This is a genomic window from Aquitalea palustris, assembly GCF_003693445.1.
GTDB lineage: Bacteria > Pseudomonadota > Gammaproteobacteria > Burkholderiales > Chromobacteriaceae > Aquitalea > Aquitalea palustris.
This window is the reverse complement of the sequence record NZ_RFAR01000028.1, coordinates 1-13,791: the sequence shown is the minus strand read 5'-3', so window position 1 is coordinate 13,791 and position 13,791 is coordinate 1. Positions and strand designations below refer to the sequence as shown.

Genomic DNA, 13,791 nt, shown 5'->3' with positions numbered 1-13,791 from the left:
TTTTTCTTTACACGACAGTTTCTGCAACGGGATCTGGTCGAGCTTGGCCAATTTGCCATGCCCATGGCAGCAGCCTACAATCCACCCCATTCCGCATCCCGCAGGACATTAATCCATGTCGCAGACACAGTATGACACCCTTGTTTCAGCTCGCTGGATCATTACGGTAGAGCAGGACGGCGAGGTATTGGAAAACCATGCCATCGCCATCAAGGATGGTCAGATCGCCGCCATCATTCCCGCCAACCAGTGCGCGGCCATCAGCGCCAATGAAAAACTGGAACTGGGTAATCATGTACTGATGCCCGGACTGATCAACCTGCACGGCCACTCTGCCATGACCTTGCTGCGCGGCCTGGCCGACGACAAGGCGCTGATGGACTGGCTGAACAATCATATCTGGCCGGCCGAAGGCAAGCACGTACAAGACGACTTCGTGTTCGATGGCTCCTGCCTGGCCATGGCGGAAATGATCCGCGGTGGCACCACCACCATCAATGACATGTATTTCTACCATGCCGCCATGGGCCGTGCCGGTCTGGCATCCGGCATGCGCACCTTTGTCGGCTGTTCCATCCTGGAGTTCCCTACCAATTACGCCAGCAATGCCGATGAATACATCAGCAAGGGCATGGCCGAGCGTAGCGAATTCCTGGGCGAAGAGCTGATTACCTTCACCCTGGCGCCGCACGCGCCCTACACCGTGTCGGATGCCACCTTCCGCAAGGTGGTTGATCTGGCCGAGCGCGAAGACATGCGCATTCACTGCCACATCCACGAAACTGCGGATGAGGTGAACAACAGCGTCAAGGAACTGCAACAACGCCCGCTGGCGCGCCTGCAACAGCTGGGCTTGCTGTCGCCACGGCTGATTGCCGCCCACATGGTGCATCTGAACGCTGAAGAGATCGACATCGTCGCCCGCCATGGCGTGGCAGTCGCGCACAACCCGGCATCCAATATGAAGCTGGCTTCCGGCATCGCCCCTGTACAGCAACTGCTGGCTGCCGGCGTGGCTGTCGGCATCGGTACCGATGGTGCTGCGTCCAACAACAAGCTGGACATGATGGCAGAAACCCGTCTGGCCGCCCTGCTGGCCAAGGTGGGCACGCTGGACCCGACCGCCGTGCCGGCAGCCACCGCCATCCGCATGGCCACGCTGAACGGCGCCCGCGCCCTGGGCATTGCCGACAAGGTGGGTTCGGTCAAGGTGGGCAAACAGGCCGACCTGATCGCCATCGACCTGTCAGCGCTGGAAACCGCCCCGGCTTTCGATCCGGTATCGCATGTGGTGTACGCCGCTGGCCGCGAACAGGTGAGCCATGTCTGGGTCAAGGGTCGCTGCCTGCTGAACGCACGCCAGCTGCAGACCATGGACGAAGTTGCACTGAAAGCGCGCGGTGAAGACTGGCGCAACCGCATTCTGGCGAGGTAAGCAATGAGTAATGTAGACGAACTGGAAATCGACAAATTCAGCCAGCTGGCCCACAAGTGGTGGGACAAGGACAGCGAATTCAAGCCGCTGCACGAAATCAACCCGTTGCGGCTGGACTATATCGACGACTTTGCCGGCATCAAGGACCTGAAAGTACTGGATGTGGGCTGTGGTGGCGGGATTCTGGCCGAGAGCATGGCCCTGCGTGGCGCGCAGGTCACCGGCATTGATCTGGCCAAGAAATCATTAAAAGTGGCTCAGTTGCACAGCCTGGAATCGGGCATGGCCGTGGAATACCGCTGCATCGCGGTGGAAGAACTGGCCGACGAAGCACCAGGCAGCTTTGATGTGGTGACCTGCATGGAAATGCTGGAGCATGTGCCGGACCCGGAAAGCGTGGTACGCAGCTGCGCGCGCCTGGTCAAGCCCGGTGGCTGGGTATTCTTCTCCACCCTCAACCGCAATGCCAAGGCCTATCTGCTGGCGGTGGTGGGCGCCGAATACGTGCTTAACATGCTGCCGCGCGGTACGCATGAATATGCCCGCTTCCTCAAGCCGTCCGAACTGTCGCGAATGGCACGCAATGCCGGGCTGGAAATCGGCAACGTCAGCGGCATGAGCTACAACCCGCTGACCCGCATCTATGCGCTGGGCGACGACACCCAGGTCAACTACCTGATGGCCACCCGCCGCGCAGCGCTGTAAACACAGCACACCAGCGCCAGACCCCTGCCCTGCTCCAAGCCGGCCAGGGGTTTTCTTTTTTCCGCAGCATCGATACCGATAAAAAAAGGCCTTCGCCGCAGCGAAGGCCCCAATCATCCCCCGGTCCAGGACCGGTAAACAACCCGCTAGATTGTGAGAAAACACACCGCACCCTCAGGTGCACTGCTTGCCTCAGGCAAGTTTGTATAGCCCCATTCCTCGTGTCAGCCATTTCAAACAAGCGTTTTAATCCTAAAGCCTATTCCGAATACAGACAAGGGATTTCCCTAACAAAGCCTAGAAATATCGTCAAAATGCAACAGGCTTTGCCTAAGCTCATCCCCTTGCCCGACAGCCCAATTGCCAGACAATTCCACATTCCAATTGCCGTGCAGGCCAATATATATGAAAATAATAATATTCGATAATGGAGACGCCGATGACGTTCAAGGCCAACGACTCGCTGACGGAACAGATAGCCCAATACCTTGGCAAAAAGATCATCCAGGGAGAAATGGCACCGGGCGAGCGGATACAGGAACTGCGCATTGCCGCCGAACTTGAGGTCAGCCGGGGGTCGGTACGGGAAGCCTTGCTGATTCTGCAGCGGCGTCATCTGGTGGAAATCTTTCCGCGCCGTGGTGCCGTGGTATCCAGCATCTCCGGCCAGGATGTAGGCGACTTCTTCGAGCTGTGGTTCATGCTGCTGGACCGGGTGGTCAGCAATCTGGCCAGCAACTGGAAAAACGACGATCTGGCACGCTTTTTCGAGCTGATGACGCAGCTGGCCGAATGCCATCGCCAGGATGACATGCCCGGCTATTTTGATAGCGGCGTGGAATTCCTGCGGGCCTTGTACGATTTCTCCAGCAACCGCTACATGAGCGCGGCCTTGCAAGACCTGCTGCCGCTGACCCAGCGTTGCCTCTACGCCATCCTGCGTGCCGGTAGATCGCAAATGGATCGTACCCAGGAATTTCTGGAAGACCTGCTGAAAACCATCATCGCCCGCGATACCACGCGCTTGCGCATCATGGTGGCCGAGTTTGGCCAGGACTATAGCAAGCTGGCACAGAAATCTGCCGAGGCTCTGGCGGGCAGCCAGCACTGAGTAGCTAGCCATATGAAAAAAGCCGCGAAATCATTCGCAGCTTTTTTCATGGTCGGATCAGCTTCTGCCTAGCTGGCATGGCGTCGCCGGTAATCGACGAAAGCGTAAGCCAGCCCCTGTTCGCTGCAATGCTCGCTGCGCGACTCCTCCTGCCAGACCTGCCGATCAAACGCTGGGAAATGCGCATCACCATCGAAGGGCTGGGCAATCTCCGTCAGCCGCAGGCAATCGGCTGCAGCAATGGCTTGCCGGTACAGCTCGGCCCCACCGATCAGGCAGACCTCGGCCACGTCGGCCGCCATCTCCAGCGCCTGCTCCAGTGAGTGCGCCACTTCCACACCGGCAGCCTGCCAGTCGGCTTGACGGGTAATCACGATATTGCGCCGGCCCGGCAGCGGGCGGCCAATCGAATCATAGGTTTTGCGCCCCATCAGCACCGGCTTGCCCAGCGTGACCGCCTTGAAATGCTTCAGGTCTTCAGGCAAATGCCAGGGCAGGGTGTTGTTGATGCCGATCACCCGATTGCTGGCCATGGCGGCCACCAGCGTCAGTACAGGCTTGCTCATACCGCCACCGCTCCCTTGATATGTGGATGGGGGTCGTAGCCTTCCAGCGTGAAGTCGTCAAAAGTGAAGGCAAACAGATCGGTCACCGCCGGGTTGATCTTCATCTGCGGCAGCGGACGCGGTTCACGGCTCAGCTGCAGGCGGGTCTGTTCCAGATGATTGATGTACAGGTGGGCATCACCCAGCGTGTGCACGAAATCGCCGGGCTTGAGGCCACACACTTGCGCCACCATCATGGTGAGCAAGGCATAAGATGCGATATTGAAAGGCACCCCCAGGAAGATGTCGGCCGAACGCTGATACAGCTGGCAGGACAGCTTGCCATCCGCCACATAGAACTGGAACAGGCTGTGGCACGGCGGCAGCGCCATTTCATCCACCAGCGCCGGGTTCCAGGCAGAAACGATCAAACGGCGCGAATCGGGATTGCGCTTGATCATCTCCACCACATTGCTGATCTGGTCGATATGGCGACCATCCGGTGCCGGCCAGCTGCGCCACTGGTAGCCGTACACCGGGCCCAGGTCGCCATTTTCATCGGCCCACTCATCCCAGATTGATACCCCGTTTTCCTTCAGATAGCGGATATTGGTGTCGCCAGTGAGAAACCACAGCAGTTCGTGAATGATGGAGCGCAGATGGCATTTCTTGGTCGTAATCAGCGGGAAACCCTGCTGCAGGTCGAAACGCATCTGGTAGCCGAATACCGAGCGGGTGCCGGTGCCGGTGCGGTCGGACTTGTCATGGCCATGTTCCAGCACATGGCGCATCAGGTCGAGGTACTGTTGCATGCTGCCATCCATCCATAAGAATCCGCCGATTGTACCGCAGGCAGCCACAGGCCGTCGCCCCTGCCGCCCGAGCTGTATAAACAGCAGGGGCAATAACCATGATGCCAAATCGGACTGGCCGGCCGCCCCCGGCATACGCTACCATCCGCTTTAAAATACAACGTCAGAAAACTGGGGCTCAATGGCAGAAGATTCCGATCTCGAACGGACCGAACCCGCGTCAGCCAAACGGCTGCAAACCGCGCGGGACGACGGCAATATCCCGCGCTCGCGGGAATTGTCCACGTTCGCTATCACCATGACCGGAGTCGCACTGCTGATGACACTGGGCGGCAAGCTGGCCGGTGCCATCATGCTGATGATGAAGCAGCTGCTGATTTTTGATCAGCACACGGTACAGCAGGCCGAGCCGGCCATCGTCCGCTTCAAGGAAGCGCTGTTCTCCATGCTGTGGCAGCTGATGCCCATATTCGGCGGGCTGGCGCTGGTGGCGGTGGCCACTCCCATCCTGATCGGCGGCTGGAACTTCACGCTGGCCCCACTGGAACCCAAGCTGACCAAGCTGAACCCGGCCAGCGGCATCAAGCGCATTTTCTCGCTCAACTCCGCCACCGAAGGGCTGAAAGCCATTCTCAAGAGCATGCTGATTGGCGGCGTGGCGGTATGGATCATCTGGCGCGAGCGCACCGACATTCTGGGCCTGCTGTCCATGCCACTGGAAACGGGCATCATCAAGATGACCGACATGCTGATCACCACCTTCTTCACCGTCACCGCCGCCATGCTGATGCTGGTGGTGATCGACGTGCCTTTCCAGCTGTGGAACTACCACAAGCAACTGCGCATGACCAAGGAAGAGATCAAGCAGGAATACAAGGAAATGGAAGGCTCGCCCGAGGTCAAGGGCCGTATCCGCCAGTTGCAACGGGAAGCGGCGCGCAAGCGCATGATGGCAGAAATCCCCAAGGCCAATGTGATTGTGACCAACCCGACCCACTATGCGGTGGCACTGAAATACGAAGAAGGCATGCAGGCACCGCAGATTGTCGCCATGGGTACGTTGAAGCTGGCCGAAAAGATCATCGAAAGCGGCAAGGAACACAAGGTTACCGTGATGCGTTCGCCCAGTTTTGCCCGGGCGCTGTATTTCCATGGCGAATTGGGCCGGGAAATCCCCGCCAGGCTGTATACTGCGGCAGCGCAGATTCTGGCTTATGTCTACCAGTTGAAAGCCTATGAATACAGCGGCGGCCTGGCCCCGGTCTACCCGGACCAGCTGGATGTCCCCGCCGACCTTGACCCGGAAAGCAAACGCCAGCAAGATGCGGCCCCGAAAGCGAGACAGTAATCCCGCATGGATAATTTCCTCACCCAGCTGAAGCAGTTCAACGTCACCAAACTGGCCGGCCCCATCCTCATCATCCTCATTTTGTCGATGATGGTATTGCCGTTGCCGCCAGTACTGCTCGACGTGTTCTTTACCTTCAATATTGCGGTGTCGGTGATTGTTCTCCTGGTGGGCATCAATGTCCGCAAGCCGCTGGACTTCTCGTCCTTCCCCTCGGTCCTGCTGGTCACCACCCTGCTGCGCCTGTCGCTGAACGTAGCTTCCAGCCGGGTGATCCTGCTGGAAGGCCATAGCGGCCCGGATGCCGCCGGCAAGGTGATCGAATCCTTTGCCCACTTCCTGATCGGCGACAACGTCGCCATTGGTATCGTGGTGTTCGTCATCATCACCATCATCAACTTCGTGGTGATCACCAAGGGTGCCGGCCGTATCGCCGAAGTATCCGCCCGCTTCACCCTGGATGCCATGCCCGGCAAGCAGATGGCGATTGACGCCGACCTCAACGCCGGCCTGATCGGTGAAGACGAAGCCCGCAAGCGCCGCTCCACCATTTCCGAAGAAGCCAACTTCTTCGGCTCGATGGACGGTGCCTCCAAATTCGTGCGCGGCGATGCCATGGCCGGCATCATGATCATCGTCATCAATATCGTCGGCGGCCTGATCGTCGGCGTGGTGCAACATGACCTCGACGCCGGCACCGCCGCCAAGACCTATACCCTGCTCACCATCGGCGATGGCCTGGTGGCCCAGATCCCCGCGCTGATCATCTCCACCGCCGCCGGTATCGTGGTGTCGCGTGTGGGTACCGACAAGGACATGTCGGAGCAGTTTTTCGGCCAGCTGTTTGCCAAGCCGCAGGTGCTGTACATCACGGCAGCCGTCATCGGCATGATCGGCCTCATCCCCAATATGCCGCACTTCTCCTTCCTGTTGATTGCCAGTCTGCTGGCTTTTCTGGGCTGGACCATGGACAAGAAGGAGCAGGCAGCTGCCGCCAAGGTGGTCCAGCAGGAAGCACTGGCCGCCGCCCCACCCGACCAGCCCATGGCCGAAGTCAGCTGGAATGATGTGCAGCACGTGGATGCGCTGGGACTGGAAGTGGGTTATCGCCTGATCCCACTGGTAGACCGCAGCCAGGATGGCGAGCTCTTGCGGCGCATTCGCGGCATCCGCAAGAAAATCGCCCAGGAACTGGGCTTTCTGGTTCCGGCTGTCCACATTCGCGACAATCTGGAAATCAAGCCCAATGCCTACCGCATTTTGCTCAAGGGCGTGGAAATCGGTCAGGGCGAGGCTTATATCGGGCAATACCTGGCTATCAATCCCGGCCGGGTGAATGGCAATATGCCCGGCACGCCCACCACCGACCCGGCCTTTGGCCTGCCGGCGGTGTGGATCGACGCCGCCAAGCGCGAAGAGGCCCAGCAAATGGGCTATACCGTGGTCGATTCCAGCACCGTGGTGGCCACCCATATTTCCAATCTGCTGCAAACCCACGCGGCAGAACTGCTGGGCCGCGAAGAAGTGCAGGCGCTGATCGACCATCAGGCCAAGGAATCGCCCAAACTGGTGGAAGACCTGGTGCCCAAGATTGTGCCCATCGGCATTCTGCAGAAGGTATTGCAACAGCTGCTGACCGATGGCATCCATATCCGCGACTTCCGCACCATTCTGGAAACGCTGGCCGACCACATCGGCACCACCCAGGACGTGGACGACCTCACCTCCTCGGTACGGACTGCGCTGGCGCGGGTGATCGTGCAGCAGCTGTTCCCCGGCGAGACCGAACTGCCGCTGATGACACTGGATCCGGCACTGGAAAACGTGCTGTCACAGGCGGTCAATTCCAAGACTGGTGGCGGGCTGGAGCCCGGTCTGGCCGAAAACCTGCTGTCCAGCGCTGCACAACAAGCCGAACAAGTGGAGATTCAAGGTTACAATCCGGTATTGCTGACGCCACCGGGCTTGCGACCACTACTGGCACGATTCTTGAGAAGGGCTCTCCCACAACTGCGTGTGATCTCGCATAATGAAGTACCTGACAATAAATCCATTCGTATAATTGCGGTAATCGGGGGAAGCAAGGGCTGATAAACAATGGTGGTAAAAAAATTCTTCGGAAAAACCACACGTGATGCACTCAGACAGGTCCGCGAGGAACTGGGTGCCGACGCCCTCATCTTGTCCAATCGCCCGACAATGGGGGGCGGCGTAGAGATCATGGCCGTGGCGGATGCAGATGTCGCCAACCTGGCCACCAATCTGTCCACATCTGGCAGCAAGCACCCGGCCCGTAACGCGCCGGCTGTCAGCCGTCCGGCGCCACCGGCGCCGGTAGCGCCCAGCGCTGCCACCAACCGTGCCATTGCCCGCACCTATGCCATGCCGGTGGAGCCGCTGGAAAGCCCGGCACCACCGCGCATCGACAGCCCTGCCCCACGTCCACAGCAGCGTATCGAACCATCACTGGCCGAAACCCCCGCCGTCAATTTCAACGTCAGCCCGCAAACGCCGCCTCCGGCACGGCCAGCGCCCGCCAGCATGGTGCCGGAATCGCTGGTGAAGATGCAGACGGTGGCGGCCGGCCCGGCGGTCAACGGCAATACGCCGCGACCTGGCAAGGCGACTCCCGCAGCGGAAGATGAAGAGCCAGAGGTGATGGCGCAGGAACTCAAGCAGATCGGCGATGAGATCAAGCTGCTGCGCAGCCTGCTGCAAAGCCAGCTGGCCAGCTTTGCCTGGTCGGACATGGAGGGCAAGACCCCCAATCGCATCGAACTGTTCAAGCATCTGCTGGGCATGGGTTTTTCTGCCAACCTGATTCGCCAGTTGATCGAAAAAATGCCGGCCCAGTACGAGGGCGACATCGCCATCAAATGGGCACGCTCGGCACTGATGCACAATCTGAAATGCGCGGACGCCAACCACGACATCATGGACAAGGGCGGCGTGTATGCCTTGGTCGGCCCCACCGGCGTGGGCAAGACCACCACGGTGGCCAAGCTGGCGGCCCATGCCACCATGCGCTTTGGCGCCCAGCATGTGGCGCTGATCACCACCGACAGCTACCGGATTGGCGCACAGGACCAGTTGCGCATCTACGGCAAGATTCTCGGCATTCCGGTGTTTTCCATCCAGAACGAAGGCGATCTGCAACTGACCCTGGCCGATCTGTCCAACCGCCATCTGGTGTTCATCGACACCGTCGGCATGAGCCAGCGCGATGCCCGCGTCACCGGCCAGATCGAAATGTTCCGCGGCGCAGGCCGCCAGGTGGAACGCCTGCTGTTGCTGGCCGCCAATGCCGACGGCCATACTCTGGAAGACGTGGTGCGCCACTACCGTGGCAATGGCCTGGCCGGCTGCATCCTGTCCAAGATCGACGAAGCTGTCAGCATGGGCCCCAGCATGGATGTGATCATCCGCAACCGGCTCAAGCTGTTTTACATCACCAATGGCCAGCGCGTACCGGAAGACCTGCACTCGGCCAACGCAGCCTTCCTGGTCGACCGTGCGCTGCGCGCGCCGCAACCGGGCTCTCCCTTCAGCCTGCAAGGTGATGAACTGACCATCATGAACTCCGCTCAGGCCAGCTGGTTATGAGCAGCAATATGCAAGACCAGGCCGCCAGTCTGCGCCGTCTTTCCGCCCAGGCCAGCCGTGCGCCCAGCTTTGCATTCATCGGTTCGGACAAGGCCGGTGCCAGCACACTGGTCACCGAGTTGTCTCTGGGCCTGGCCTATGCCGGCCATCGGCCATTGGTCGTCGACTGCAGCCTGGGTCAGGTTCAGGCACGCCGCCTGGGTACCCCCACCACGGCCACGCTGGAAAGCCAGATGGTCAGCGTCGGCGGGCTGGATGAAATGATGACCACCTCGCGTCAGGGCATCCAGCTGATCAACCTGTATGCCCGCCCGGAAGAACGCGCCCTGTTCTCAGCCCAGCTATGGTTAAGACTGGGCAGTGAATTTGCCGCACTGGAACGTGACAGCACGGTACTGATGATCGATGTCCCGGCCACCGCCACCGACCCGGTGCCCGCCAGTGTGGCGGACAACCTGATCCTGGTGCTCAGCCCCGCCGCCGACTCCATGACCAGCGCCTACGCCAACATCAAACGCCTGTCCGCCGGTTTTGGCCGCCAGCGTTTCAATGTGCTGATCAACCGCGCCCGTCATCTGGAAGAAGCACGCGAGCTGTTCAACCGGCTGGCTGCCGTCACCAGCGAATTTCTCAGCGTCTCACTGCGCTGGGTCGGCTTTGTACCGGCCGACAATGCAGTGCGTCGCAGCCAGGCCCTGCGCCGCCCACTGATGGAAGCCTTTCCCGATAGCGAAGCCGCTACTGCCTTCGCCCAGCTGGCAGCAGTACTGCCACAGTGGGACAGCCCGGAAACCGAACGCCACGACACCGGCTTCATGGACATGCTGATAGCCACCTCGCGCGACTGGGCCGAGGCCGATGGAGCAAAACGCCGATGACACTGCCGTCCCTACGCCGCAAAGGCTATGCGGGTGCGGTCACCGCCCCGGAAATCGATGTACAGAACCACCTGCCGCTAGTGAAAAAGCTGGCCGGCATGCTGATGGCCCGTCTGCCGGCCTCGGTGGAAATGGACGATCTGGTTCAGGTCGGCATCATCGGCCTGATTGATGCCGCCCGCCAGTTCGACCCCGGCCAGGGCGTGCAGTTTGAGACTTTTGCCAGCCAGCGCATCCGTGGCGCCATGCTGGACGAGCTGCGCCGCGAGGACTGGCTGCCGCGCCAGGCGCGCCGCCAGGCACGGCAGATCGAAGACAACATCAACAAGCTGGAACAAAAGCTGGGTCGCGCACCGCTGGAATCGGAAATCGCAGCCGCGCTGGGGGTGGAGCTGGACGATTACCAGGGCATGCTGGGCGATTGCAAAGGGCTGAGCCTGGTGCATTTTGAAGATTTTTCCGATGGCGAAGGCGAAAGCCTGAATGACGCCATCGCCAATATCGAAGACAGCAACGCCCCCAACCCGCTGCAGGTGCTGGCCGACGGCGACTTCCGCCAGGCCCTGGTGGATGCCATCAAGACTCTGCCCGAGCGTGATCAGCTGGTGATGGCGTTGTACTACGAGCAGGAACTGAACCTGAAAGAAATCGGCGCGGTACTGGAAGTATCGGAATCCCGCGTCTGCCAGTTGCATACCCAGGCTATTGCCCGTATTCGGGCCAAAATGAAGGAATGGATCTAGCGCGTGTTGCCGGTCTGGTGCATCGCTGCTCGCACAAACCCGCCTGCTCCGTCCTCCGGAACAGGCCAGGCCAAGCGAGCGCCGTACCGGAACATCCGATAGCGGCACATCGGAAACCGCCAAAGAAACCATCCGCTTGCTCAGATAAAGATAACGGAATTCAGCGTGGACAAGATCAGCATCATCGCCATCGTCATGGGTCTGACGGCCATCATCGCGGGCCAGGCTATCGAGGGAGGCAATATTGGCTCCCTATTGCAACTGACCGCTTTCATGATCGTGATTGGCGGCACCATGAGTGCCGTCATGCTGCAAAGCACGCCCAAGCAGTTTGTCGCTGGCATGCGCATGATCAAGTGGATTTTCCAGCCGCCACCGCAGGACCACGAAAAACTGATCCGCGAAGTGGTGAACTGGAGCCAGACCGCCCGCCGTGGCGGCCTGTTGTCTCTGGAAGGCTATGTGGGCCAGCAGAAAGATCCGTTCACCCGGAAAGCCCTGCAAATGGTGGTGGATGGTGCCGAACCTGATGTACTGCGCGGGGTGATGGAAGTGGAAATCGGCATGTTCGAACATGCGCGCAAGCAGGCGGCACGGGTGTGGGAGTCGGCTGGCGGCTATGCCCCCACCATGGGTATTCTCGGCGCGGTCCTGGGGCTGATCCACGTCATGGAAAACCTGTCGGACCCATCCAAGCTGGGGGCTGGCATCGCCGTGGCCTTTGTCGCCACCGTGTATGGTGTCGGCTCCGCCAACCTGTTTTTCCTGCCGGTGGCCAACAAGCTCAAGCACCTGGTCGCCGCCGAAATCGCCCTGAAGGAAATGGTGGTGGAAGGCCTGGTTGCCATCGCCAATGGCGAAAATCCGCGCATCATCGAAAGCCGCCTGCGCAGCTTCCAGGCCATGCACGAATAAGCGCTAGCCCAGCAACCTGAGACTGCTACCCTCTGCCGGCTTTTTCAGGTAGGCATCCAGCAATTTGTAGGTATCGATGTCAAAGCTCGGTGTGCCAGCCAGCGCCTGTTCGCCTGTGGCACGCGAACCCAGATAGCACCAGCGGTCGAAAACATGCTCGACCGCCACGCCGGTGACCTCGTCGGTTTCCACCACAGCCACCGGAGCCGGAAACGGCCAGGGTTTGACCTTGATACGCGCTAGCGCCTGCATCAGCCGCATATTGTGCTGCGGAGCCCCTTCCTTGCCAATGCAAGCTCCACGGCAACGCCCGCTGCTGATTCCCGCACAGCCCACGCCCTTGCGGCTGGTCAGTGCCTCCACCCCCAGTACCGACTGACACAAGCCGTTGCCATTGGCGATTTCGGCCAATACCTTGCGCGCCTCTTTCGGGCTGCGAAACAGCCCATACAGATCAGCCGTGCGGCTGAAGTCCAGCTGGTCGGCATAGACAATGGCCGGCCGCATGAACTCACCCTGGCCATGATCCAGCTGAATCGAACACAAATCGTTCGCCAACCGGCTGCGGTGATTGTAGAAGGGCTGCAGTTCACGCAGCAGACGCTGCTCCAGCAGATGGGCCCCCAGATCGCCCACGGTTTCCTGACACTCGATACGACGGATAGGCCGCTGTATCGACGGGTCCTTGCCGTATTTGCCATCCTGCGCCAGTTGCGACACCACCTTGCCACGCACATTGCTGGCGCGCCCCACATATAGCGCAGCGCCCTCTTCACCCCAAATGGTATAGACGCCGGGCAGATCAGGCAGATCATCTACCAGCGCGGCATCCACCCCCGGCGGCAGGTCTGGCTGCGCCAGCACCTGACTGATCGCCAGCTGTACCGCCTCTTCGCCCAGTTCGGCCATGGCCGATTGCAAAAACAGTAACAAGGCTTCGGCATCGGCCATCGCCCGGTGCCGGTCTGGCAATTGCAGGCCATGGCGCTGGATGATGCTGTCCAGATTGTGTTTGAAATGCTGCGGGTACAGGCGGCGCGACAGCTTGACCGTACACAGCGTGGCCGATTGCAGACGCAGACCGACACGACGGAACTCGTTACGCAGGAAACCGTAATCAAACCGCACATTGTGTGCCAGCAACAAACGCCCTTGCAGCATGGGCAGCAGCTCGGCCGCGATATCGGCAAAGGGCGGCTGCGCCTGCACCATCTCGTTGCTGATGCCGGTCATGTTTTCGATGAAGGGCGGAATCGGCTGCAAGGGATTGACCAGGGTCTGATAGCGCCGTAGCTGATCGCCATCCAGCATGATCAGACCGATTTCAGTGATGCGGTCGCGACCGATATGGCCGCCAGTGGTTTCCAGGTCGACAATGGCCCAGGGGATATCAAACAGCATGCAGTCTCGTCGGGCAAAAAAATGGGCCGGTACAACCGGCAGGGGATGGATTCAGCACCAAGGCTGATCCGCAGCGCCATCTTACACGGCCAGCCAACATTTGCCGAACCCGCCCGCCAAGGCGCACTGCGGCTGGCGCAACAGCCCTGCCCCGCGTTTCGACTGGCAAAGCAAAAAAATATTTGTCGCAGTGTTGACACGAAAAAAGTGAATCTGTATAGTTCGCCCTCTCGAAAGACAAAACGTTTTCGAGACAGTGCACCCGTAGCTCAGTTGGATAGAGTATTTGGCTACG

General features: G+C 60.0%; 13 protein-coding genes. 10 read left to right on the top strand and 3 right to left on the bottom strand.

Going from position 1 to position 13,791, the window contains the following annotated elements; translation table 11 throughout:
• Positions 1-115 precede the first annotated feature (115 nt).
• The 3 genes from EAY64_RS08105 to EAY64_RS08095 all read left to right on the top strand — a co-directional run bounded on the left by EAY64_RS08105 (position 116) and on the right by EAY64_RS08095 (position 3,251).
• Positions 116-1,435 carry a TRZ/ATZ family hydrolase gene (locus EAY64_RS08105; protein WP_103524268.1) on the top strand — a complete coding sequence of 440 codons (1,320 nt, stop codon included), beginning with the start codon at positions 116-118 and terminating at the stop codon, positions 1,433-1,435.
• A gap of 3 nt (positions 1,436-1,438) precedes the next feature.
• Positions 1,439-2,140: a bifunctional 2-polyprenyl-6-hydroxyphenol methylase/3-demethylubiquinol 3-O-methyltransferase UbiG gene (gene ubiG, locus EAY64_RS08100; protein ID WP_103524267.1), complete on the top strand. Its 702-nt coding sequence runs from the start codon at positions 1,439-1,441 to the stop codon at positions 2,138-2,140.
• 439 nt (positions 2,141-2,579) lie between these two features.
• Positions 2,580-3,251, top strand: a complete 672-nt coding sequence (locus EAY64_RS08095; RefSeq protein WP_103524266.1) for a GntR family transcriptional regulator — start codon at positions 2,580-2,582, stop codon at positions 3,249-3,251.
• 68 nt (positions 3,252-3,319) lie between these two features.
• Here EAY64_RS08095 and EAY64_RS08090 read toward each other — a convergent pair whose 3' ends face one another.
• Both EAY64_RS08090 and EAY64_RS08085 read right to left on the bottom strand, forming a co-directional pair.
• Complete coding sequence (locus EAY64_RS08090) at positions 3,320-3,817, bottom strand: dihydrofolate reductase (protein ID WP_103524265.1); 498 nt, start codon at positions 3,815-3,817, stop codon at positions 3,320-3,322.
• On the bottom strand, positions 3,814-4,608 hold the full coding sequence (locus tag EAY64_RS08085; protein ID WP_103524322.1) for a thymidylate synthase: 795 nt from the start codon (positions 4,606-4,608) through the stop codon (positions 3,814-3,816). The genes EAY64_RS08090 and EAY64_RS08085 overlap by 4 nt, the downstream gene beginning before the upstream one ends.
• A gap of 181 nt (positions 4,609-4,789) precedes the next feature.
• On the opposite strand from EAY64_RS08085, the gene flhB reads away from it, so the two are divergent.
• The 6 genes from flhB (at position 4,790) to EAY64_RS08055 (ending at position 12,095) form a co-directional block, all read left to right on the top strand.
• Complete coding sequence (gene flhB / locus EAY64_RS08080) at positions 4,790-5,956, top strand: flagellar biosynthesis protein FlhB (RefSeq protein ID WP_103524264.1); 1,167 nt, start codon at positions 4,790-4,792, stop codon at positions 5,954-5,956.
• A 6-nt stretch (positions 5,957-5,962) separates the two neighbouring features.
• Positions 5,963-8,047 (top strand): flagellar biosynthesis protein FlhA, encoded by a 2,085-nt coding sequence (gene flhA, locus EAY64_RS08075; RefSeq protein WP_103524263.1) that lies wholly within the window; start codon positions 5,963-5,965, stop codon positions 8,045-8,047.
• Positions 8,048-8,053: 6 nt separating this feature from the next.
• Entirely contained in the window at positions 8,054-9,559 is a 1,506-nt protein-coding gene (gene flhF, locus EAY64_RS08070) for a flagellar biosynthesis GTPase FlhF (RefSeq protein ID WP_103524262.1), read from the top strand.
• Entirely contained in the window at positions 9,556-10,437 is an 882-nt protein-coding gene (locus tag EAY64_RS08065; protein WP_226034201.1) for a MinD/ParA family ATP-binding protein, read from the top strand. Before flhF ends, EAY64_RS08065 begins: the two co-directional genes overlap by 4 nt.
• Positions 10,434-11,180 carry an RNA polymerase sigma factor FliA gene (locus EAY64_RS08060; RefSeq protein ID WP_103524261.1) on the top strand — a complete coding sequence of 249 codons (747 nt, stop codon included), beginning with the start codon at positions 10,434-10,436 and terminating at the stop codon, positions 11,178-11,180. The genes EAY64_RS08065 and EAY64_RS08060 overlap by 4 nt, the downstream gene beginning before the upstream one ends.
• Before the next feature lie 165 nt (positions 11,181-11,345).
• Positions 11,346-12,095: a flagellar motor protein gene (locus EAY64_RS08055; RefSeq protein ID WP_103524260.1), complete on the top strand. Its 750-nt coding sequence runs from the start codon at positions 11,346-11,348 to the stop codon at positions 12,093-12,095.
• Between the two features lie 3 nt (positions 12,096-12,098).
• Here EAY64_RS08055 and EAY64_RS08050 read toward each other — a convergent pair whose 3' ends face one another.
• Positions 12,099-13,496: a 3'-5' exonuclease family protein gene (locus EAY64_RS08050; RefSeq protein WP_103524259.1), complete on the bottom strand. Its 1,398-nt coding sequence runs from the start codon at positions 13,494-13,496 to the stop codon at positions 12,099-12,101.
• 21 nt (positions 13,497-13,517) lie between these two features.
• On the opposite strand from EAY64_RS08050, the gene EAY64_RS20580 reads away from it, so the two are divergent.
• On the top strand, positions 13,518-13,791 hold a 274-nt coding region (locus EAY64_RS20580; RefSeq protein ID WP_233566476.1), incomplete at its 3' end, for a hypothetical protein.

What these genes read in the sequence shown, in the direction of transcription:
- EAY64_RS08105 (WP_103524268.1), top strand. Translation starts at nt 116, where the DNA reads ATGTCGCAGACACAGTATGACACCCTTGTTTCAGCTCGCTGGATCATT.
- ubiG (WP_103524267.1), top strand. Translation starts at nt 1,439, where the DNA reads ATGAGTAATGTAGACGAACTGGAAATCGACAAATTCAGCCAGCTGGCC.
- EAY64_RS08095 (WP_103524266.1), top strand. Translation starts at nt 2,580, where the DNA reads ATGACGTTCAAGGCCAACGACTCGCTGACGGAACAGATAGCCCAATAC.
- EAY64_RS08090 (WP_103524265.1), bottom strand. Translation starts at nt 3,817, where the DNA reads ATGAGCAAGCCTGTACTGACGCTGGTGGCCGCCATGGCCAGCAATCGG.
- EAY64_RS08085 (WP_103524322.1), bottom strand. Translation starts at nt 4,608, where the DNA reads ATGCAACAGTACCTCGACCTGATGCGCCATGTGCTGGAACATGGCCAT.
- flhB (WP_103524264.1), top strand. Translation starts at nt 4,790, where the DNA reads ATGGCAGAAGATTCCGATCTCGAACGGACCGAACCCGCGTCAGCCAAA.
- flhA (WP_103524263.1), top strand. Translation starts at nt 5,963, where the DNA reads ATGGATAATTTCCTCACCCAGCTGAAGCAGTTCAACGTCACCAAACTG.
- flhF (WP_103524262.1), top strand. Translation starts at nt 8,054, where the DNA reads ATGGTGGTAAAAAAATTCTTCGGAAAAACCACACGTGATGCACTCAGA.
- EAY64_RS08065 (WP_226034201.1), top strand. Translation starts at nt 9,556, where the DNA reads ATGAGCAGCAATATGCAAGACCAGGCCGCCAGTCTGCGCCGTCTTTCC.
- EAY64_RS08060 (WP_103524261.1), top strand. Translation starts at nt 10,434, where the DNA reads ATGACACTGCCGTCCCTACGCCGCAAAGGCTATGCGGGTGCGGTCACC.
- EAY64_RS08050 (WP_103524259.1), bottom strand. Translation starts at nt 13,496, where the DNA reads ATGCTGTTTGATATCCCCTGGGCCATTGTCGACCTGGAAACCACTGGC.